Source organism: Methylobacterium carpenticola (genome assembly GCF_042748905.1).
Taxonomy (GTDB): Bacteria; Pseudomonadota; Alphaproteobacteria; order Rhizobiales; family Beijerinckiaceae; genus Methylobacterium; species Methylobacterium carpenticola.
Genome location: NZ_JBHZEO010000001.1, coordinates 3,230,165 through 3,250,877 on the forward strand (window position 1 = coordinate 3,230,165; position 20,713 = coordinate 3,250,877).

Here is a 20,713-nt window from a genome sequence, read left to right on the forward strand (position 1 = left end):
GACGATGACGACGCCGACCTCCCTCGCCACCGCCGATCCCGCCGTGGCCGCCGTCCCCGTCGAGATGCCGATCCGGGCGAGCCGCGGCTACTGGGCGAGCGTGCTCGCCCGCCTCGTGCGCGACCCCGTCGCCATGGGCGCCGGGCTGGTGATCCTGCTGATCGTCTGCGCGGCGATCTTCGCGCCGCTGATCGCGCCGATGGACCCGTTCAAGGGCTCGATGGTGCGCCGCCTCAAGCACGTGGGCGACGCCACCTACATCCTCGGCTCCGACGAGCTCGGCCGCGACATGCTGAGCCGCCTCCTCTATGCCGGCCGCCTGTCCCTGTTCATGGGCGTGCTGCCCGTGGTCATCGCCTTCTTCGTCGGCTCGGGGCTCGGCATCCTGGCGGGCTATGCGGGGGGCTGGATCAACACGCTGATCATGCGCGTGGTCGACGTGTTCTTCGCCTTCCCCTCGGTGCTGCTCGCCATCGCGCTCTCCGGGGCGCTCGGGGCCGGCATCCTCAACTCGATCGTGTCGCTCACCGTCGTGTTCGTGCCGCAGATCACCCGCGTGGCCGAGAGCGTCACCGTGCAGATCCGCAACCGCGACTACGTGGAGGCGGCCCGCGTCTCGGGCGCCAACCCGTTCCGGGTGGTGCGGGTGCAGGTGCTCGGCAACGTGCTGGGGCCGGTCTTCGTCTACGCCACCAGCCTGATCTCGGTCTCGATGATCCTGGCCTCGGGCCTCTCCTTCCTCGGCCTCGGCGTGAAGCCGCCGGAGCCCGAATGGGGCCTGATGCTCAACACCCTGCGCACGGCGATCTACGTCAACCCGCTCGTCGCGGCGCTGCCCGGGGTGATGATCTTCCTCACCTCGATCTCCTTCAACCTGCTGTCGGACGGCCTGCGCTCGGCCATGGAGGTGCGCTCATGAGCGAGACGCTCGATCCGCGGGACCGCGGCGGCCCCGCCCAGCCCCTCCTCTCGGTCACCGGCCTCGTGAAGCATTTCGGGGCGAAGGGCGGCCTGTTCGGCAAGGGGCCGGTGGTGCGCGCGGTGGACGGCATTGATTTCGACATCCTCAAGGGCGAGACCCTGGGCGTCGTCGGCGAATCGGGCTGCGGCAAGTCCACCACCGCCCGCCTGCTGATGCAGATCATCGCCCCGGACCAGGGCGAGATCGTCTTCGACGGCGAACTCCTCGGTTCGCGCGCCCTCGACCTGAAGGCCTACCGGCGCCAAGTGCAGATGGTCTTTCAGGATTCCTACGCCTCGCTCAACCCGCGCCTCACCGTCGAGGAGACGGTGGCGTTCGGGCCGCAATCGCACGGGCTCTCGCGCAAGGCCTCCCTCGCCCGCGCCCACGACCTCCTGCGCCGGGTCGGGCTGGAGCCCCGCCGCTTCGGCGGGCGCTACCCGCACGAGGTCTCGGGGGGCCAGCGCCAGCGCGTGAACATCGCCCGCGCCCTCGCGCTCGAACCGCGCCTCCTCATCCTCGACGAGGCGGTCTCGGCCCTCGACAAGTCGGTGGAGGCGCAGGTGCTGAACCTGCTCGCCGACCTGAAGAAGGATTTCGGCCTCACCTACATGTTCATCTCGCACGACCTCAACGTCGTGCGCTTCATGTCCGACCGGGTGATGGTGATGTATCTCGGCAAGGTCGCCGAGCTCGGCCCCGCCGACGCCATCCTGGCGACGCCGCGCCATCCCTACACGGCGGCCCTGCTCGCCTCGCAGCCCTCCACCGATCCGAGCGCGCGGATCGACGAGGCGCCGCTCACGGGCGATCCGCCGAACCCGATCAACCCGCCGCCGGGCTGCCGTTTCCACACCCGCTGCCGCTTCGCCGCCCCGGTGTGCAGCGCGCGCGAGCCCGGCCTCGACGCGGTGGCGCCGGCCCACCGCGCCGCCTGCCACAGGGCGGTGGCCGGCTCCGGCCACCCCGAGGCCCCCGCCCTGCCGATGGCTGCCTGACCCATGAATGCTCCTCTGCGAAACCCCGAGGTGGCCTCCGACGCCCTCGTCCATGTCCGCGGCCTCACCGTCGACTTCCTCGGCGGCCGGAAGCCGGTCCGCGCGGTCGGCGGGGTCGATTTCGACCTCAAGGCCGGCGACGCGCTCGCCCTCCTCGGCGAATCCGGCTCGGGCAAGAGCGTGACGCTGCGGGCGCTGATGCGGCTCCTGCCGGAGAAGCGCACCCGCATCGGCGGCACCCTGCGGGTGGACGGCCAGGACGTCCTCGCCCTCGGGCGGCGCAGCCTCGCCGCCTATCGCGGCGGCACCGTCTCGATGATCTTCCAGGATCCGGGCCTCGCCCTCGATCCGGTCTACAGGATCGGCGACCAGATCGCCGAGGCGGTGGTGCGCCACGAGGGCGCGAGCTTCGCCAGGGGCCGGGCGCGGGCGCTCGAACTCTTCGAGAGGGTGCACATCCCCTCCGCCGCCCGGCGCCTCGAAGCCTATCCGCACGAGATGTCGGGCGGCATGCGCCAGCGCGCCATGATCGCGCTGGCGCTCGCCTGCAAGCCGAAGCTGCTGCTCGCCGACGAGCCGACCACCGCCCTCGACGCCACGGTGCAGATCCAGATCCTGCTGCTCCTGCGCGAGTTGCAGCGCGACCTCGGCCTCGCGGTGATCTTCGTGACCCACGACGTCGGCGTCGCCGTGCAGGTCGCCGACCGGGTGGCGGTGATGTATGGCGGCCACCTCGTCGAGGTGGGATCGAGCGGCGCGGTGATCGGTACGCCCGCCCACCCCTACACGCAGGGCCTGCTCGCCTCGCGGATCACGCCGGATTCCCCCAAGGGCGTGCGGCTGGTCACCATCCCGGGCTCGCCCCCGGACCTCGCCGACCCGCCCCCCGGCTGCCCGTTCGAGCCGCGCTGCGCCCGGTCCGCGCCGCCCTGCCACGACGGCCTGCCGCCGCGCGTCGCGGTCGCGCCGGGCCACGCGGCGCGCTGCGTGCGGATCGGCGCGGCGGTCTGATACGGTTTCCGGACGATCACTTTCGGAAACCGTATCACGAGCCCGCGGCGCCTGAGCGAGGCCGGTTTCCGCATCGCGAAGCGATCATCCGGAAACCGTATGACCCGGGACGCAACGGAACCGCAGCCCAACCCTGGCCGTTTCCGTCCGCGGCTCCTTCAGGCGAGGCGGTTCCGGTGCTCCTGTCTCTCCCAGCGTCCCGGCGGGCCGGCGCGGCGCAACCCGTGCGCCCCTGTCGGCCCTTCGGGGCGCCTCAGCATGCCGCGTTGCACGGCACCCCCTCCCCCGCTACCCCGTCGCCCGGCCCGAAGGGGGCCCGGAGGAACGGCGTGAGCGGGATCGGCGATGCGCAGGGCCGGCGGCCGAAGGCGGCCTCGGCTCCCTGGAACGACCTCGTCGTGGTCTGCGCCAAATGCGCCAAGCGCCAGGGGAGCGGCGGCAAGGCCGTCCGCAAGGATCTCAAGCGCGCCTTCAAGCGCACGCGGCCCGACCGCAAGGTTCGGGTGGTCGAGACCGGCTGCCTCGGCCTCTGTCCCAAGCGCAGTCTCACCTTCGCCACCGCCGCCTCCCTGCGCGCCGGCCGCCTCGTGGTGATCGATCCGGCCACGGAGGCCGAGGCGATGGCGCAGGTGCTCGTACCGGAATCCGCATCGTGATGATTGCCGTCTCCTCGCCGCCGCGCCGGCGGCTCGGGCAGGCCCTGCTGCGCCGGATCCCGCTCATCGGCGCCCTCGCGGGCATCCTGCTCGCCCTGTGGCTGGTCAGCGTCCACGACCTCGGCGCGGTGGCGACCGCCTTCGGGCGCGTGGGCGCGGCGGGTCTCGCCGCCGTGGTGGTGGTGCGCGCCCTGATCCTGCTGCTCTGCGGCCTCGCCTGGGCCAAGGTCGCCGGCGTGCCGGGGCTCGGCAGCGGGCCGTTCCTGCTCCTGCGTGCCGTGCGCGAGGGCGTGAACGTCCTCCTGCCGGTCGCCTCGGTCGGGGGCGAGGTGCTCGGCGGCCGCCTCCTCACCTTCTGGGGTGTGGCGGGCCCGCTCGCGGCGGCGGGCATCGTCATCGACATGTTCTTCCAGGTGGTCGGGCTGGCGCTGTTCTCGGCCCTCGGCGTGGTCCTGCTCGCTCAGGTGGACAACGCCCAGGCGGCCCGCCTCGCCACGTGGTGCGCGGAGGGCCTCGCGGTGAGCGTGGTCGTGCTCGGTGCCTTCTTCGCGGTCCAGCGCCTCGGGGGCGCGGGCGCGCTGGAGCGGCGGATCGCCGCTCTCGGCCGGCGCTTCCTGCGCGAGGCCGCGTCGGGCGACGCGGCCCGGCCCGGCGTTCAGGGCGCCCTCGACGTCCTCTGGGCGCGGAGCCGCTGGGGCGCCCTGCTGCAGGGCTTCCTGCTGCACGCGGCGGCCTGGCTGCTCGGCGCCCTGGAGATCTGGATCGCCCTGCAATGCATCGGGATCGCCGACATCTCGTTCAGCGAGGCGGTGGTGCTCGAATCCTTGAGCCAGGCGATCAAGTCGGCGGCCTTCCCGGTGCCGAGCGGGCTCGGCGTGCAGGAGGGGGGGTTCGTGCTCCTCGGGGCGATCTTCGGCATCGACGCCGACACGGCGCTCGCCCTCTCCCTCGTCAAGCGCGTGCCGGACGTGGTGCTGGGGCTGCCCTCGCTGCTGCTCTGGCAGATGATCGAGGGCCGCCGCGGCCTCGTCGCACGGCCGCCCGATGAGGTCGGCCGCGAGGCGTGATCAGGCCGTCACGGTGAAGCAGGCCCCCGCGCAGGGCTCCACCTCGATGCGGGCGTTGATCTGCTCCAGCATCGCCCGGATCAGCTTCATGCCGAGGCCCGTGCCCCGGGCCGGGCTCTCCGCCCAGCCCTCGGGCAGGCCGCGGCCCTCGTCGCGGACGGAGAGGCGCACGCGACCTTCCGGCTCCCCGGCGACGCTCACCGCCACCCGCCCGCCCGCGGCGTCGTCGTCGTAGGCGTACTTGAAGGCGTTGGTGACGAGTTCCGTCGCGATCAGCGAGAGGGCCACCGCCTTGCGGTAGGGCACCATCAGGCCCGGCTCGGCGTCGAGGGCGAGGGTGTGGCGGTCCCCCGCCATCACCGCGAGATCGGCGCAGAGATTCTCGATCGTCTGGCCGAGATCGACCTCGTCCACGCTCGCCGTCCGGTAGAGGCTGTCGTGGACGCGGGCGACGCTCATCACCCGGCCCATCGTCTCGGCGAAGGCCTGCTTGGCGGCGGGATCCGTCACCTGCCGCCGCTGCATGTGCAGGAAGGCCGAGACGATCTGGAGCGAGTTCTTGACCCGGTGATCGATCTCCTTGGCGAGGATGTCCTTCTCCGCGAGCAGGGCCTCCTTCTCGGTCAGCAGGGTGGTGAGTTCCGCGATCTTGCGGCGCTGGCGCAGCACCACGCCCTCCACCACCTGCGCCAGGGCCTCCGCGAGGCCGATCTGCCAGGCGGCGAAGGGTTCGGAGGCGCCGCGCCGCTCCTCCACCCAGCGCTCGAAGGAGCGCCGGGGCAGGACCGTGTCGGTGCCGGCCGCCGCGAGCACGGTCTTGCGCGGGTCCCCGCCCCAGGTGACGGTGCTCGGGACCTCGGGCCGGAACCACAGCAGCAGGTGATCGCGCCGCGGATCGGTGAAGGCGGCCAGCACGCCGCTCGCGCGGTCCGCGTAGGCCGCGCTCGCCGGGTGCTCGGCGGCGAATTCGCAGGAGGCGTAGCCCGAGCGCTCCGGCGGCAAGGTCGCGCGCAGATGCGCCGCGATGGCGAGCACCGCCTCGTCCGGCGGTGCGACCCCGAGCCGCCGCACCGCGCCGTCGGAGACGATCGCCGCGCCGGTGGCGCCGAAGAAATCGAGCAGAGTGGTCTCGCCGGCGGTGAGCGCCGTGATCACGTCGTCCGAACGGGCGAGTTCGCTCACCAGCCGGTTCTCGGAGGCGAGGTGGTCCTGCTGCTCGCGCCAGAGGCGGCGGCTCTCCATCTCGTGGATGCGCAGGGCGAGGGCGTCGGTCAGCACGCCCGCCGCGGCCCGCGTCTCGGGGGCCACGTAGTGGGGCCTGCGGTGATGCCCGATCACCAGCCCCCAGAGCCGCCCCTCCACCAGGATCGACACCGACATCGATCCGTTGACGCCGAGGTTGCGCTGGTACTCGAGATGGATCGGCGAGAGGCTGCGGCTCTGCGCGAAGGTGAGGTCGACGGGCGCGTTCGCGGTGGGGGTGGCGAGGAGCGGCACCGGCACGTAATCCCGGTCGATGACGAAGCGGCTCCTCGCCCGGGTGTAGAGCGCGCGCGCCTGGGCGGGGATGTCCGCCGCGGGGAAGCGCAGGCCGAGGAGCGAGCGCTCCCAGGCGGGATCCTTGTCCTCCGCGATGGCCTCGCCGTTCCACTCGGGATCGAACCGGTAGACGAGAACGTCGTCGAAGCCGGTGAGCCGGCGGATCTCGCGGGCGGCCGTCGCGGCGGCCTGCGCGAGGTCGTCGGCGGCGCGCAGCCGCCCGAGGGCCTCCTCCACCGCGGTGAGGCTCGCGCTCGCGAAATCCTCCGGGTGCAGGGGGGCGCGTTCGAGTTCCACCAGCACCCGGTCGCCGACGCGGTGCATGACGGCCTCGAACGGGGTGTTCTCCGGCGGGAGCGTGATGCGCTGGCGAAGGATCCGGCCGCCCGATGCCGGGTCGGCGCCGAGCTGCCCGGCCGCATCGACGATCGCGGCCGGCAGCAGGGCCGCGAGCGGCCGGTCGAGCGGCACCTCGCCCAGGGCCTCGGCGGCATTGGCGCTGCACGCGATCACGGTGAGGCCCGCGGCTTCCGCCACCAGCAAGGCCGCGTGCGGCTGGATCGCGCCCGGGATGTGGATCGGCTCGCGCTCGCACAGGGTCGGGTCGACGGGTTCGGCCCTCACCCGCTGATCGACCGCCGCGCGCACCGCCTCCCGCTGCGGCGACACCGCCACGCGTCCCAGAACCTCGGTGAGGATCCAGTAGCGGTTCGGCACCGCGGATCGGCGCAGCGTCACGCGTACATGCAAGGGCTGTGGGTCGAACCCGTAGGCGAAGGAGAAGGTCTCGTCGAGGAGACCGCGGCGCAGCCCCTCCCGGAAGCGGCCGTAGAAGGCGGGCAGCCGCGTACACGGCGCCACGTCGAAGAAGAAGTTGCGGCCGATGACGCGCTCCGGCGCCCGGCCCGAGAGCCGGCTCTCCGCCCGGTTGTAGCGCAGGATCGTTCCCGCGGCGTCGACCTGGATCACGCCGTGGTCGAGGCCGTCGATCTCGCCCTCGCTCAAGGCGTCGAGAGACTCGGCATCGAAGGCCGGCGCGGGGGCGCAGGATGTCGTCATCACGATCGCCTACCCTTACCGGCTCGGGCCGGGGCAGGAAAGCGCCGCAGGCGTGATCCGTTCCTCATCCGGCCCGGCGGGCGATGGCGTCGAGCGCCCCCGTCAACCCCTCCACGAGGGTCGGATGGTAGAACGGCCGGTCGAGGGCGTGCCGCGCCGTCCAGCGCTCCTGCACGGCGATCGTGAGGAAACGACCGAGATGCTCGGCGTCCGGGCCGATCATCTCGGCCCCGATCAGCCGGCCGTCGCGCTCGGCGTAGATCCGGGCGCGGCCGGCGGCGCGGCCCATCACGCGGGCGCGCCCCTGATCGGCGAAGCTCGCCTCGCCGATCAGCCAGTCCTGCTCCGCATCGAAGGGCCGGCCGATCGCGGCGATCTCGGGATCGCTGAACACCAGCGCGAGGGCGGGCCAGCGCTCCGGCGCCGCGATGGCGGGCCAGCGCGCGGCGTTGCGCCCCGCGATGCCGCCCTGGCGCGAGGCCTCGTGCAGCACGGGGCGCAGGTGATTCGCATCGCCCGCCATGAAGATCGGCGCATCCCCGCACTGGAGGCTGCGCGGATCGACCTCCGGCATGCCGTGCCCATCGAGGGGGAGCCCGGTGCCGGCAAGGTCGAGACCGGCGAGATTCGGCGGCCGGCCGGCCGCGGCGAGCACGCGCGCGAAGGTTGCGGTCTCCTCGCCGGCGGTGGCACGCCAGCGCAGGCGCACCCCCTCCCCGTCCGGCTCGGCCCCGGCGACCTCGCAGCCGAGGCGGAGATCGACGTCCCGCCCGATCAGGTCCGCGGCGCAGGCTGCGATGGCGGGATCGCGCAGGCCCGCGACCCGCTCCGCCGGATCGAGCAGCGTCACCGCCACGCCGAGCCGCGCCATGGCCTGCGCCAGTTCCAGCCCGACCGGCCCGGCGCCGAGAACGGCGAGGGAGGCGGGCAGATCCTCGATCTCGAACAGCGTGTCGGTGGTGAGCACGCGCTCCGCCACCGCCTCGAGGACCGGGGGCAGCGACGGGCTCGACCCCGTCGCGATCACCACGGCCCTGGCGGCAACCTCCGTATGGGCGTCGATCCGGAGCGTCGTCGGCCCGGCGAAGCGGGCCGTCCCGCGGATCCGCTCCTCCTCCGGCACCTCCTCCAGGCTCTCGAAGACCGCGGCGACGAAATGGTCGCGCTCGGCGCGCAGGCGCCGCAGCACCGCCCGTCCGTCCACCCGCACCGGACCGGCCTCGATCCCGAACAGGCCGGCGCCGCGCGCGTCGTGGGCGGCCCGGGCCGCCGCGATCAGGAGCTTCGAGGGCATGCAGCCGACCCGGGCGCAAGTGGTGCCCCCCGGCCCCCGCTCGATCAGGAGCGTGCGGGCGCCCTCCGCCGCCGCGGCCGCGCGGGCGGCGATCCCCGCCGTGCCGGCGCCGATCACGGCGACGTCGCAGGAGAGCGTTCGGGTCATGCGCGGGATACCGGGCGGACGGGCCGGCCGGCCGCCGCGTGATCGCCTGTACCCCGGGTCATGCCTGCCGCCTCCGCAACGGCAGGCTATCGCGAAAGACCCGAAAAGGTTCCGCTTAAGGGGCTTCCCCCTCCGCGAGCAGGCCGGCCACGAACCGGTCGAGCCCGATCTGCCGCTGGCGGCGCAGGCGCTCGGCGCTGAGGATCGCCTCCAGGGTCTTGAAGGAGCGGTCGAGGTCGTCGTTGACGAGCACGTAATCGTATTCCGACCAGCGCTCGATCTCGGTGCGGGCGTTGCGCAGGCGGCGCTCGATGGTCTCGGCCGAATCCTCGGCCCGGCGCTCCAGGCGGCGGCGCAGCTCGGCCATGCTCGGCGGCAGGATGAAGATCGTCACCACGTCGTCGCGCAGCTTGGCGCGCACCTGCCGGGTGCCCTGGTAGTCGATGTCGAAGATCATGTCGCGGCCAGCCGCGAGCGCCCGCTCCACGGGCCGGCGCGGCGTGCCGTAGAAGTTGCCGTGCACCTCCGCCCATTCGAGCATGTCGTCGCGCTCGCGCAGGGAATCGAAGCTCTCGCGGTCGATGAACCGGTAATGCTGGCCGTCGATCTCCGAGGCGCGGCGCGCCCGCGTCGTCACCGAGACCGACAGTTCCAGCCCCCATTCGGGCTGCTGCGCGAGGGCGCGGGTCAGCGTGGTCTTGCCCGCGCCCGAGGGCGAGGACAGGATCAGCACCAGACCGCGCCGCGACACCGGCGTCTCGGACCCCACACTCATCTGCACGCGTCCCTCAGGCCCTCTGGCCGCCCGATCCTCGCGGAGGCCGGTTAAGAACCGGCCCATCCGCCGGCGGCTACTCGACGTTCTGCACCTGCTCGCGGAATTGCTCAACGACGGCCTTGAGGTCGAGGCCGATCCGCGACAGGGCGACGTCGTTCGCCTTCGCGCAGAGCGTGTTGGCTTCCCGGCCGAATTCCTGGGCGAGGAAGTCGAGGCGCCGCCCGACCGCACCCCCGGCCTCCAAGAGCGCCCGGGCCGCCGCCACATGGGTGCGCAGCCGGTCGATCTCCTCGCGCACATCCGCCTTGGCGGCCAGCAGCACCGCCTCCTGGTGCAGCCGCGCCGGATCGAAGCCGCCGGCTTCCATCAGCGTGGCGATCTGGGCGGCGAGGCGGGCCCGGATCGCCTCCGGCCGGCGGGCCGGGCAGGCATCGGCTGCGTCGGCGAGGCCGCCGATGGTGGCGAGCTGCTCGGCGATCAGGGCCGCGAGGGCGGCTCCTTCCGTCTCACGCATGGCCGCGAGGGCCTCGGCGAGACGCCCCGCCGCCGCCGTGAGATCGGACTGCAGCGCCGCCGCGTCCTCGCGCACCTCCTCCGCCTCGATCACCCCGCGCACCTGCAGCAGCCCGTCCAGGGAGGCCGGCTGGATCCCCTCCGGGCGGGGCATGCGGCCGAGCGCCTCGACGAGCGAGGCGAGCAGCACCTCGTTGATCCGCACGCGCGGCACGGTCTCGGTGCGCGAGAGCGTGAGGGTGAGCTGGCACTGGCCCCGGGCGAGGCGCTTCTGGATGCGGCTGCGGGCCTCCTCGCCGGCCGCCTCGAAGCCCGGCGGCACGCGCACGCGGATGTCGAGGCCGCGGCCGTTCACGCTCTTGACCTCCCAGGCCCACTGGACCGGGCCGGTCACCCCCGCCTCGCGGGCGAAGCCCGTCATGCTCGCGATCGTCATGGGTTCGTATTCAAGGGTTGCGCAGGGCCGGAACGGTCTTGGGATAGGTCAGGTCGTAGGTCTTGTTGCGCAGGGGGTCGCGCGCCGTGCCCTCGGACGCGTCGAAGGCCTTCGAGCGCGCCCCGTTGGGATCGCTGCCGTCATAGGCCATCGGCGACGGGCTCGGGCCGCGGCCCGGCGTGAAGGCCGAAGGGTCGGCCGTCGGGGGCGGCTCCACCTTGTCCACGGGGACGGACGGGTCGGTGGCGGCCTTGGCCCGCTCCACCTGCCGCCAGCGTGCGACGTTGCGGTTGTGGGCGTCCAGCGTCTCGGCGAAGACGTGGCCGCCGGTGCCGTCGGCCACGAAGTAGAGTTCCTTGGTGCGCGAGGGATTCGCCACCGCCTCGAGGGCGGCCCGGCCCGGATTGGCGATCGGCCCCGGCGGCAGACCCTCGATCACGTAGGTGTTGTAGGGAGTCGGCCGCTCGATCTCGGAGCGCATGATGCCGCGGCCGAGCGTGCCGCGCCCGCCGACCAGCCCGTACACGATGGTCGGGTCGGATTGCAGCTTCATGCGCTTCTGCATCCGGTTGACGAACACCCCGGCGACCCGCGGGCGCTCGTCGGCCCGCCCGGTCTCCTTCTCGACGATGGAGGCGAGCGTGACGAGTTCCTGAGGCGTCTTGACCGGGATCTCGGCGGAGCGGCGGTTCCAGACCTGATTGAGCACCTCGCGCTGCTTGGCGCGCATCAGGTTCAGGATCTTCTGGCGGCTGTCGCCGCGCTCGAACTTGTAGGTGTCGGGCAGGAGCGAGCCTTCCGCCGGGGTCTCGTTGATGTCGCCGGTGAGAATGTCGTTGTCGTTGAGCCGGGCGACGATCTGCTCGCTCGTCAGCCCCTCCGGGAAGGTGATGGCGTGCTGGACGGGGCGGCCCTGGATCAGCGTGTCGATCACGTCGTCGATGCTGGCATGGGCCCGGAAGTTGAACTCGCCCGCCTTGAGGGGCTGCTTGCGGGCGAAGCGCGCCGTCAGCTCGAACAGGGCCGGATGCTCGATCACGCCCTCGCGGGCGAGCAGAGCCGCGGTCTCGCCGACGCTGGAGCGCGCCGGCACCACCACGACCTTGTCGTTCACCAGCGGACCCGGCTCGTTGGTCTGCCGGTCGAGCACCACGATGCCGATCATCGCGCCGATGCCCAGGATGGCGAAGAGCGTGAGGAAGCCGCTGATCGCGGAGAGCAGGCCGCCGCGCGCGCGCTCGGGCGGCGCCGGGGGCGGCGGCGCGGCGGTGGGCTTGATCGCCTCGCTCGGGCTGCGGGGGGCGAGGCGGCTCGGCGGGGCCGGCTGGTCCGGCGCGCTGGGCACGGGCGCGTCGGTCTTTCGCTTACGGAACATGGCGGTCCTGTTGTGGCGGTCCTCGACGACGGACGCGCGCCTGCCCGGCCCGCGGGTCCGGGGCGTCCGACCCTACCAGCCTTTATGGCGAAATGGAGCCGGTGGATTCACAACCCTCCGTTGGACTTTTCCCGGCCATCCGCCCTACCCTTACGGAAGATCCCGGCGGCATCGATACCGATTCCATGAGCCAGATCGACAACGAGCGGACCAAGCTCACCGCCAATGCGCTCGACCGCCTCCTTGGCGGGCGGCGTTCTCGGCCCCGTGGTCGCAGCTCTCGACGGGGTCGATGCGACAGCGAGCGTGGTATCCTGCCCGCTATCGGAAGCATCGTGTGGATCGGCGCCGCGGGTGGGTTCCACGGGCTCGCGCGCCGTCGTCTCGGGAGGCTGACGTGACCGGCCTGTGGCTCTACGCTCACGTCGTTCTGCCGGTGCTCGTTCTCGGGCTCGGCGACGGCGCCGTGCGTCTTCAGGAGCGATCGCTCGACCGCTCGACGGATTGAGACGGCAGCGAATCCGTTGCCGACGCGCCATCCGTCGCGATCGGAGATCCGCTCAGTCCACCCGCCGCATGATCAGCGAGGCGTTGGTGCCGCCGAAGCCGAAGGAGTTCGACAGGACGACGTCGACCTTCCGGCGACGCGCCTCGTGGGGCACGAGGTCGATGGCGGTCTCCACCGAAGGATTGTCGAGGTTGAGGGTCGGCGGCACGACCTGATCGCGGATCGCCAGCACCGAGAAGATCGCCTCGATGGCGCCGGCGGCGCCCAGCAGGTGCCCGGTCGCGGACTTGGTCGAGGACATCGAGACCCCGCGCGCCTCGCCGAGCAGGCGCTCGACCGCCTTCAGCTCCAGCTCGTCGCCCAAGGGCGTCGAGGTGCCGTGGGCGTTGATGTAATCGATGTCGGAGGCCTGAATGCCCGCCCGCTTCACCGCCGCACTCATGCAGCGATAGGCGCCGTCGCCGTCCGGCGAGGGCGAGGTGATGTGGTAAGCATCGCCCGAGAGACCGTAGCCGACCACCTCGGCGTAGATCTTGGCGCCGCGCGCCTTCGCGTGCTCGTACTCTTCGAGCACCAGCACGCCCGCGCCCTCGCCCATCACGAATCCGTCGCGGTCGCGGTCGTAGGGACGGGACGCCTTGGTGGGCTGGTCGTTGAAGCCGGTGGACAAGGCCCGGCAGGCCGCGAAGCCTGCGAGCGAGAGCCGGTTGATCGGCGATTCGGCGCCGCCGGCGAGCATCACGTCCGCGTCGCCGAGAGCGATCAGGCGGGCGGCGTCGCCGACCGCGTGCGCCCCCGTCGAGCAGGCGGTGACCACCGCGTGGTTGGGGCCCTTCAACCCATGCGCGATCGAGACCTGGCCCGAGGCGAGGTTGATGATGCGGCCGGGAATGAAGAAGGGCGAGATGCGCCGCGGCCCCTTCTCGAACAGCGTCACGGAGGCATCGTAGATGCCGCCGATGCCGCCGATGCCGGAACCGATCAGCACGCCGGTGGCGCACTGGTCCTCGTGGGAGGTCGGATGCCAATCCGCGTCGTCGAGGGCCTGGGCGGAGGCCGCCATCGCGTAGACGATGAAGGGATCGACCTTCCGCTGCTCCTTCGGCTCCACGTAGGCGTCCGGATTGAAGGCCCCCTCCCCGGCATTGCCGAGCGGAATCGAGCAGGCGATCTGGCAGGGAATGTCGGAGACGTCGAAGGCTTCGACGCGGGCAGCCCCGCTCTGCCCCTCGATGAGGCGGCGCCAGGTGATGTCGACGCCGCTTCCCAGCGGCGACACCATCCCGAGGCCCGTGACGACGACCCGACGCATCGCGTTATCCCGACCCGATCCCATTCTCACTCCGCTCAGGCTGTCCGCCGAGCCGCTCAGACGATGAACGCCGGCGATCAGCCGGAGTTCTTCTCCAGGAACTTGATCGCGTCGCCGACCGTCTGGATGGTCTCGGCCGCGTCGTCCGGGATCTCGACGTTGAACTCTTCCTCGAACGCCATCACCAGCTCGACCGTGTCGAGGCTGTCGGCCCCGAGATCGTCGATGAAGTTCGCGTTCTCGGTCACCTTCTCGGCCTCAACGCCGAGGTGCTCGACAACGATCTTCTTCACCCGGTCCGCGATATCGCTCATCTGATGGTCCTCGGTTCTTCTTCGGTAGGGAGGCGCCGCTGCTGATCAGCCGGCGATCCCGGGAAGCTGGTTGCGGCCGGATCCGCCGGCCGCGCGGTGTGTTGGGAGGCCGCACGCGGCCGGACCGCTCAATCCCCTTGCACGGCCGGCCGGGTGCTTAACACAGGGATTCCGCCGTGGCGAGGCCGGTTAAGGGCCCGTTCAGGGGTGGCGGAGCCGCCTCCCGTCCGGCTCACAGCATCGCCATGCCGCCGTTGACGTGCAGCGTGTGGCCGGTGACGTAACCGGCCTCGTCGGAGGCGAGATAGACCGCCGCGGCGGCGATCTCGGCGCCCTCGCCGAGACGCCCCATCGGCACCGTGCCCAGGATCGACTCGCGCTGCTTCTCGTTGAGCGCGTCCGTCATCGGCGAGGTGATGAAGCCGGGGGCGATGCAGTTCACGGTGATCTTGCGACTCGCCACCTCGGCGGCGAGCGCCTTGGTGAGCCCGACGAGGCCCGCCTTGGCGGCCGCGTAATTGCCCTGGCCGGCATTGCCGGTGGAGCCCACCACGGAGCCGATATTGACGATGCGGCCGTAGCGGCGGCGCATCATGCCCTTCACGGCCGCCCGCGACAGCCGGAACGCCGCCGTCAGGTTGACCGCGATCACGCTGTCCCACTCCTCGTCCTTCATGCGCAGGAAGAGGTTGTCGCGGGTGATGCCGGCGTTGTTGACCAGGATGTCGAGCCCGCCGAGGGCCTCCTCGGCCGCCGGCACCAGCGCCTCGACGGCGGCCGTATCGGCGAGGTTGGCCTCGACCACGTGGACGCGCTCGCCCCCGAGTTCCGCCGCCAGGGCGTCGAGCGCCGGGCGGCGGGTGCCCGAGATCGCCACCTGGGCGCCCTGCGCGTGGAAGGCGCGGGCGATGGCGCCGCCGAGGCCGCCGGTCGCGCCGGTGACGAGGGCCTTGCGGCCGGTGAGGTCGAACATGGCGTGGATCCCCGCTTAGAGGGTGAAGGCGGCGATGTCGGCCGGCGCGCCGATCGGGGTGGCGCTCGCGCCCGGGGCGATGCGCCGGACGAGGCCGGAGAGCACCTTGCCGCTGCCGATCTCGTAGAAGGCGTCGACGCCCGCGGCGGCCATGGCCGCGACGCATTCGCGCCAGCGCACCGTGCCGGTCACCTGCCGCACCAGCGCGTCGCGGATGGCGGCGGGCTCGCGGATCGGGCTCGCCAGGATGTTGGCCATCACCGGAACCGTGGCGGCGGACAGCGTGACCTGATCGAGGGCAGCCCGCATGGTCTCGGCCGCCGGCCCCATCAGCGCGCAGTGGAAGGGCGCCGAGACGTTGAGCATCACGGCCCGCTTGGCCCCGCGCGACTGGGCGATCGCGACGGCCCGCTCGACCGCGCTCTTGTGGCCCGAGACCACGACCTGCCCGGCACCGTTGTCGTTGGCGACGTCGCAGACCTCGCCCTGCTCGGCCTCGCCGGCGATCTCCTCGGCGGCCTCGACCTCCAGGCCGAGGAGCGCCGCCATGGCGCCGGTCCCGACCGGAACCGCCCGCTGCATCGCCTCGCCGCGCAGGCGCAGGAGGCGCGCGGTGTCCGCGACGGTGAGGGCGCCGGCCGCCGCGAGCGCGCTGTACTCGCCGAGTGAGTGGCCCGCCACGAAGGCGACGTCGCGCGACAGGTCGAGGCCGCGCTCGGCCTCCAGCACCCGCAGGACCGCGAGGCTCGCCGCCATCAGGGCGGGCTGGGCGTTGGCCGTCAGGGTGAGTTCCTCGGCCGGGCCGTCGAACATCAGCCGCGAGAGGTTCTGGCCGAGCGCCTCGTCGACCTCGGCGAAGACCGCGCGGGCCGCCGGGTGATTCTCGCTGAGGCCGGCGCCCATGCCGACCGCTTGGCTGCCCTGGCCCGGAAAGATGAAGGCGCGCGACACGGCTGAAGCTTCCTGCCCCTGAGGTCGTTCGATTGGGGCGCGGCACTCGCACCGCTCGGCCTGCCAGTCAAGCGCAGCAGGAGCATTTCGCGCGCGATCGGGATTGGCCGGCCCTCCGCTCAGGCGGCGAGCAGGCCGGCATGCAGCGCGACGAGGAGCCCGACGCCGAGGGCGATGCGGTAGAGGACGAAAGGCCAGGCGGAGAACCGTTCCAGCACCCGCATGAGCAGCCAGATCGCCGCGAAGGCCGAGAGGCTGGCGACCACGAGGCCGAGGCCGAGCACGCTCCAGCCCTGCGCGCCGAGGCCGGCCTTGTGCAGGATCCAGATCTCGCGCAGGCCCGCGAGCAGGATTGCTGGCAGGCCGAGCAGGAAGGAGATGCGGGCGGCATCCGCCCGCTTGAAGCCGAGCATCAGGGCGCCCGTCAGGGTGGAGCCGGAGCGCGACACCCCGGGGATCAGGGCGCCCACCTGCGCGATCCCGACCATCAGCATGTCGCGCAGCCGCGCCTCTCCGGCCGGGCGGCGGTGGCGCGCGGCGATCTCGGCGACGGCGAGCAGCACGCCCATGACCACGCAGGCCCAGGCGATCACCGGCAGCGTCCGCAGCGGCGAGCCGCAGGCGTTGAGCACGGGCGAGAGCAGCACGCCGGCGACCACGATCGGCACCGTCGCCAGCACGATCCCGACGGCGAAGCGGAAATCCGGGCTGTCGAAGTCCCGCCGCGCCACGGCCGTGGCCGAGCCGACCAGGATCCCGCTGACGTCGCGCCAGTAGTAGCTGACCACGGCGGCGAGGGCCGCGAGCTGCATCGCGGCCGAGAAGGCCGAGCCCGGATCCGGCCAGCCCAGCAGGCCGGGGACCACGCGCATATGCGCGGTGGAGGAGATCGGCAACAGCTCGGTCAGGCCCTGCACGACGCCGAGGATCGCCACCTTGGCGTAGCCCAGGGTCACGAATCCGGTATCGACGCCCTGGACGCAGGCTTCGCTCGCACCACCCGGCACTTGGCCTCTCCCCGTTCTCGATCGTCGGCGAGCCGGCCGAACGGCCGCCATCCTGCGCCCTTGGAAGCCCGCTTCGTGTCAGGCTCAAGGCCGGCGGGCCGGGTCGGAGGCGTCGGCATGGAACGGCAAGACATCCGGGCGCAGGATGGCGGTCGTCCCGCCCCTTCGGATCATCACCGGAGGCGGGCGGACCGCCCGCGAGCCCCCGGATGCACCACCACCTCGTCCACACCCGCGCCCTCGATTTCTGGCTCACCCGCGGCGCCATCGCGGTCATCGCCGCGCTGCAGCTCCTCGTGGTCAACGACCTCGGCGTCGGCCCGCGCTGGCTCGCGCCCGCCCTCGAACTCGCCCTGCTGATCCCGCTCTCGGCCGCCACGGCCTGGAACCAGCGCCGCGCCCGGCAGGCGCAGACGGACAGCCACTGGCAGCTCGTCACGCATCACCGCCGGCTGATCCGCCATGCGGCCCTGGTGCTCACGGCCCTCGTGACAGTCGTGAACACGGCGGCGCTGGTGGGGCTGGTGCGCGCGCTGCTCGCGGGCAAGGCCGGCAGCGCCCCGACGCTCCTCCTCGACGCGCTCAACATCTGGGCGACGAACGTGATCATCTTCGCCCTGTGGTACTGGTCGACGGATCGCGGCGGGCCCGCCCTGCGCAGCTTCCGCATGGAGCGCGGCGCGGATTTCCTGTTCCCGCAGATGAGTCTCGATCCGGCGACGATCGGCGAGACGCCCTTCGTGCCGGGCTTCGTCGACTACCTGTTCGTGTCCTTCACCAACGCCACCGCGTTCTCGCCCACCGACACGATGCCCCTGACGGCGCGGGCCAAGCTCCTGATGATGGCCGAGGCCTCGATCTCGCTCCTCACCGTGGCGCTCGTCGCCGCCCGCGCGGTCAACATCCTGTCCTGACCGCGCGTGCATCGTGCGTCCTCGCGAGGGCACCAACGACGAATCCGACGACGTGAGCGGCTCGCGCGACCTCCGGCACTCCGCGCAGGAGCATTTCCGGCCCTGCGCCCGCACCGGCATCCGACCTCGCATCGGTCTGCGGAAGGGAATGCGCACGCCGCGCTTCATGCACGACACTGCATGCCCGTTCCGCGCCATGCACAATTTTTCGCGCGATGGGCTTGCGCAACCGGTGCGCGGCTGGCTATCGCCATCACCGGGCAGAAAAAAAGGCCGTCCTTGCGGAACGGCCCGAAGTCTAGGGAGGAAACGCCCAAAGAGGGCAGCGCAACCGCGACGCCATCGCGGCCGCACATCCCCTCAATGCCATGCTGCAGCGCACACCGCAACTGTCCCAATGGGTGGTGCGGCCGAGTGCAGCAAGGAAGGAACCGTCGGCGAGCGCGGCGACCGGTGTCCCTCAGCCGAGGATGGCGAGGAGGACGGCGGTCCGGACGGCAAGGTGGCGGGACGTGCGGCTCACATCCGCATCGTAGGCCACCATGTGGGCCCAGGGATGCTCCTCGACGGCGGCCGCGATGTCGAGGGTCACGCCGTCGGCGATGGGATGCGGCCCGGGCCTGGGCTCGGAGAGGAAGGTCGCGACGGCGGCGTCCACCTGCTCGCGGGTGACCAGATCGGCGTTGCAGAGATCGGCAAGGGTCGGGGGAATCGGCATGCGGGCGGACATAGCGCCTGCGCACCGCCGAGCTATGCGTCAGTCAGCGGCCTCCCTTGCGGCGTCGGCAAGATCCGACTCGGAAGCCCGTTCGAGCGCGCCAGCGCCGCCTCCCCCTCGCCACCCGTGCGGCACAGCATCCTCGCAATCCCCGATCGATGCGGCCGTGGCCGCGCGGAGCAAACTGGCCCGCCGGACCAGATTCGCCGGGGTCGCGCGGCCCCGCGGCGGCGGGTGAGCTTGGACACCACCCTGCCGGCAGCGCTGCCAATTATGGCCCGCGGGGTCCGCACGCCCGCGCGGAGCCGCGATTGCTCAGGCGCCGCGGAACAGAGCGTAGCCGAAGCGGGTGAATTTCAGCGGGAGATGGACGTGCTCCTGCACCGCCTCGATCGTGAACCGGAAAGGCACACGGTCGAGAAATCGCCCGCTCCCGCCCCGTGCCGCGACGTAGTCGCCGATGTCGAAGGTCACCTCGTAGGTGCCGGCCGCCACGCCCTCGCCGCGCACGACCGGATGATCGAGATGGCCGTCGGGACCGATCCGCCCCGCCGCCACGAGCCGCCGCCCGCCGGGATCGAGCGCCTCGATCACCACCCGCAGGCCCGCCGCGGGGCGCCCCTCCGCCACGTCCACGGCATGGACCGAGATGCCGCCCGCCCTCACGACGCGGCTCCCGGAAGCGCGGGCCAGCGCTGCGTCCAGGGGCGGCGGCGCTCCATCGCCTCGGCGACGTCGAGGAGCAGGTGGTCGCGCCCGAAGCCGGCCACGAGGTGGAGACCGATCGGCAGGCCCTCCGGCGACGGATCGACCGGCAGGCTCAGGCCCGGCAGGGCCGCGGCATTGACCCAGCCCGAATAGACCGCGTGGCCGCGCGGTCCCACCGCCTGCCCGGCGATCACGGGCGGGAAGACCGCGTCCGCGGGCCAGGACAGGGCGGCGATGGCCGGGGTGACGATGAGGTCGATTTCCGTGAAGACCGCGCTCGCCGCGTTGCGCAGGCGCTGCACGAGGTCGAGGATCCGGCACAGCCGCGTCGCCGGGGCGCGGGCCCCCTCCTCGGCCATGGCGCGGTAGGGCGCGCTGGCGCGGGCGGCGAGCGCCGGATCGGACGCGAAGAGATGCGCGAGGCCGATGCGCCCGATCTCCGGCCAGAGCTCGTTGAGTTCGGCGATGTCGACGGGCAGCTCTCCCTCGGCCAGGGTCACGCCGCAGGCCCGCAGGTCGTCGAGGGCCGCCCGGCAGGAGGCCGCGATGACGGGATCGAGGGGCGCGTCGCCGATCCGCTCCACGTAGACGGCCCGCAGGGGGCGCCCGGGCGGGACCGGCGGGGGCTGGAGGCGCGACCACAGCACCCGCGGATCGGCTCCCTCCATCAGGGCGAGCACCGCGCGGCTGTCGGCGACGGTGCGGGTGAGCGCCCCCGCCACCTCGAAATCGAGGAGCGGCGAGGGCAGGCCGCCGTGGCGCGGCACGCGGCCCAGCGACGACTTGAGGCCGACGAGCCCCGTATGGGCCGCCGGCCGCCGCAGCGATCCGCCGCCATCGGTGCCGAGGGCCACGGGCGCGTAGCCGGCGGCGGTGGCCGCCGCGCCCCCGCCCGTCGAGCCGCCCGGCGTGAGGGCCGGGTTCCAGGGATTGCCGGTGGTGCCGAAGCGGGCATTGGCCGTGTAACCCTGCACGGCGAATTCCGGCATGTTGGTCTTGGCCACCGTCACGAGGCCGGCGGCGCGCATCCGGGCGACCGGCAGCTCGTCCGCCTCGGCCGCGGCCTCGGCGCCGAAGGCCGGCTCGGCGAAGGTGGCGGGCAGCCCCCGGGCGAGCAGGAACTCCTTGACCGTCATCGGCACCCCGTCGAGGGGCGAGAGCGGCCGGCCGGCCTTCCAGCGGGCCGCGCTCGCCTCCGCCTCGGCGCGGGCGGCCGGATTGCGGCGGGTGAGCGCGTTGAGTGCCGGCTCCCAGAGAGCGATCCGCTCCAGGCAGGATTCCAGCGCATCGACCGGCGTCGCCTGCCCATGCGCGAAGCAGTTGGCCAATTCCACGGCACTCAGCGCCCACAGGGGCCTCGTCATCGCATCCTCCCGCTTTCGCGCATCGGCCGCCCAAAGGGCAAATCACTCGGCCGCAACATGTTTTCCAGAAATGGCATACGATTTGCCATGCCGGTGGCGCAAGAACGGTG

At 72.5% G+C, this 20,713-nt stretch carries 19 protein-coding genes; 6 read left to right on the forward strand and 13 right to left on the reverse strand.

Translation table 11 applies throughout. The features are described 5' to 3' along the window. Positions 1-4 precede the first annotated feature (4 nt). The 5 genes from ACE101_RS15195 (at position 5) to ACE101_RS15215 (ending at position 4,693) form a co-directional block, all read left to right on the forward strand. Positions 5-919, forward strand: a complete 915-nt coding sequence (locus ACE101_RS15195; RefSeq protein ID WP_379130885.1) for an ABC transporter permease — start codon at positions 5-7, stop codon at positions 917-919. Next, a complete protein-coding gene (locus ACE101_RS15200; protein WP_379130887.1) occupies positions 916-1,959 on the forward strand; it encodes an ABC transporter ATP-binding protein in 1,044 nt (347 codons plus the stop codon). The genes ACE101_RS15195 and ACE101_RS15200 overlap by 4 nt, the downstream gene beginning before the upstream one ends. 3 nt (positions 1,960-1,962) lie before the next feature. Beyond that, positions 1,963-2,970 (forward strand): ABC transporter ATP-binding protein, encoded by a 1,008-nt coding sequence (locus tag ACE101_RS15205; RefSeq protein WP_379130889.1) that lies wholly within the window; start codon positions 1,963-1,965, stop codon positions 2,968-2,970. Between the two features lie 329 nt (positions 2,971-3,299). After that, positions 3,300-3,626: a (2Fe-2S) ferredoxin domain-containing protein gene (locus ACE101_RS15210; protein ID WP_379130891.1), complete on the forward strand. Its 327-nt coding sequence runs from the start codon at positions 3,300-3,302 to the stop codon at positions 3,624-3,626. Then, the gene (locus ACE101_RS15215) at positions 3,626-4,693 is read left to right on the forward strand and encodes a lysylphosphatidylglycerol synthase domain-containing protein (protein WP_379138703.1); all 1,068 of its coding nucleotides are present in this window, start codon (positions 3,626-3,628) and stop codon (positions 4,691-4,693) included. The genes ACE101_RS15210 and ACE101_RS15215 overlap by 1 nt, the downstream gene beginning before the upstream one ends. Here the strand turns inward: ACE101_RS15215 and ACE101_RS15220 are convergent, their stop codons facing one another. From ACE101_RS15220 to ACE101_RS15265, 10 genes are all read right to left on the reverse strand, one after another. Beyond that, positions 4,694-7,291 (reverse strand): histidine kinase dimerization/phosphoacceptor domain -containing protein, encoded by a 2,598-nt coding sequence (locus ACE101_RS15220; protein WP_379130893.1) that lies wholly within the window; start codon positions 7,289-7,291, stop codon positions 4,694-4,696. A 64-nt stretch (positions 7,292-7,355) separates the two neighbouring features. Next, complete coding sequence (locus tag ACE101_RS15225; protein ID WP_379130896.1) at positions 7,356-8,732, reverse strand: dihydrolipoyl dehydrogenase; 1,377 nt, start codon at positions 8,730-8,732, stop codon at positions 7,356-7,358. 115 nt (positions 8,733-8,847) lie between these two features. Continuing rightward, positions 8,848-9,507 carry a guanylate kinase gene (gene gmk, locus ACE101_RS15230; protein WP_379130898.1) on the reverse strand — a complete coding sequence of 220 codons (660 nt, stop codon included), beginning with the start codon at positions 9,505-9,507 and terminating at the stop codon, positions 8,848-8,850. 76 nt (positions 9,508-9,583) lie between these two features. Further along, positions 9,584-10,459, reverse strand: a complete 876-nt coding sequence (locus tag ACE101_RS15235; RefSeq protein ID WP_379130901.1) for a YicC/YloC family endoribonuclease — start codon at positions 10,457-10,459, stop codon at positions 9,584-9,586. A gap of 10 nt (positions 10,460-10,469) precedes the next feature. Beyond that, the gene (gene mltG, locus ACE101_RS15240; RefSeq protein WP_379130904.1) at positions 10,470-11,834 is read right to left on the reverse strand and encodes an endolytic transglycosylase MltG; all 1,365 of its coding nucleotides are present in this window, start codon (positions 11,832-11,834) and stop codon (positions 10,470-10,472) included. A 560-nt stretch (positions 11,835-12,394) separates the two neighbouring features. After that, complete coding sequence (gene fabF / locus ACE101_RS15245) at positions 12,395-13,654, reverse strand: beta-ketoacyl-ACP synthase II (RefSeq protein ID WP_379130907.1); 1,260 nt, start codon at positions 13,652-13,654, stop codon at positions 12,395-12,397. A gap of 77 nt (positions 13,655-13,731) precedes the next feature. Beyond that, positions 13,732-13,968, reverse strand: coding sequence for an acyl carrier protein (locus ACE101_RS15250; protein ID WP_012333004.1), 237 nt, complete (start codon positions 13,966-13,968; stop codon positions 13,732-13,734). 232 nt (positions 13,969-14,200) lie between these two features. Then, positions 14,201-14,941 (reverse strand): 3-oxoacyl-[acyl-carrier-protein] reductase, encoded by a 741-nt coding sequence (fabG, locus tag ACE101_RS15255; protein WP_379130909.1) that lies wholly within the window; start codon positions 14,939-14,941, stop codon positions 14,201-14,203. A 15-nt stretch (positions 14,942-14,956) separates the two neighbouring features. Then, on the reverse strand, positions 14,957-15,892 hold the full coding sequence (gene fabD / locus ACE101_RS15260; RefSeq protein ID WP_379130911.1) for an ACP S-malonyltransferase: 936 nt from the start codon (positions 15,890-15,892) through the stop codon (positions 14,957-14,959). A gap of 119 nt (positions 15,893-16,011) precedes the next feature. Beyond that, positions 16,012-16,899 carry an undecaprenyl-diphosphate phosphatase gene (locus tag ACE101_RS15265; protein ID WP_379130913.1) on the reverse strand — a complete coding sequence of 296 codons (888 nt, stop codon included), beginning with the start codon at positions 16,897-16,899 and terminating at the stop codon, positions 16,012-16,014. Between the two features lie 209 nt (positions 16,900-17,108). Here ACE101_RS15265 and ACE101_RS15270 point away from each other — a divergent pair, with 209 nt between their 5' ends. Beyond that, complete coding sequence (locus ACE101_RS15270; protein ID WP_379130915.1) at positions 17,109-17,813, forward strand: hypothetical protein; 705 nt, start codon at positions 17,109-17,111, stop codon at positions 17,811-17,813. 460 nt (positions 17,814-18,273) lie between these two features. Here ACE101_RS15270 and ACE101_RS15275 read toward each other — a convergent pair whose 3' ends face one another. The 3 genes from ACE101_RS15275 to ACE101_RS15285 form a co-directional block, all read right to left on the reverse strand. After that, on the reverse strand, positions 18,274-18,531 hold the full coding sequence (locus tag ACE101_RS15275) for a hypothetical protein (protein WP_379130916.1): 258 nt from the start codon (positions 18,529-18,531) through the stop codon (positions 18,274-18,276). 315 nt (positions 18,532-18,846) lie between these two features. Then, complete coding sequence (locus tag ACE101_RS15280; protein WP_379130917.1) at positions 18,847-19,197, reverse strand: hydroxyisourate hydrolase; 351 nt, start codon at positions 19,195-19,197, stop codon at positions 18,847-18,849. Then, positions 19,194-20,603 (reverse strand): amidase, encoded by a 1,410-nt coding sequence (locus tag ACE101_RS15285; RefSeq protein ID WP_379130919.1) that lies wholly within the window; start codon positions 20,601-20,603, stop codon positions 19,194-19,196. Before ACE101_RS15285 ends, ACE101_RS15280 begins: the two co-directional genes overlap by 4 nt. Between the last annotated feature and the right edge of the window lie 110 nt (positions 20,604-20,713).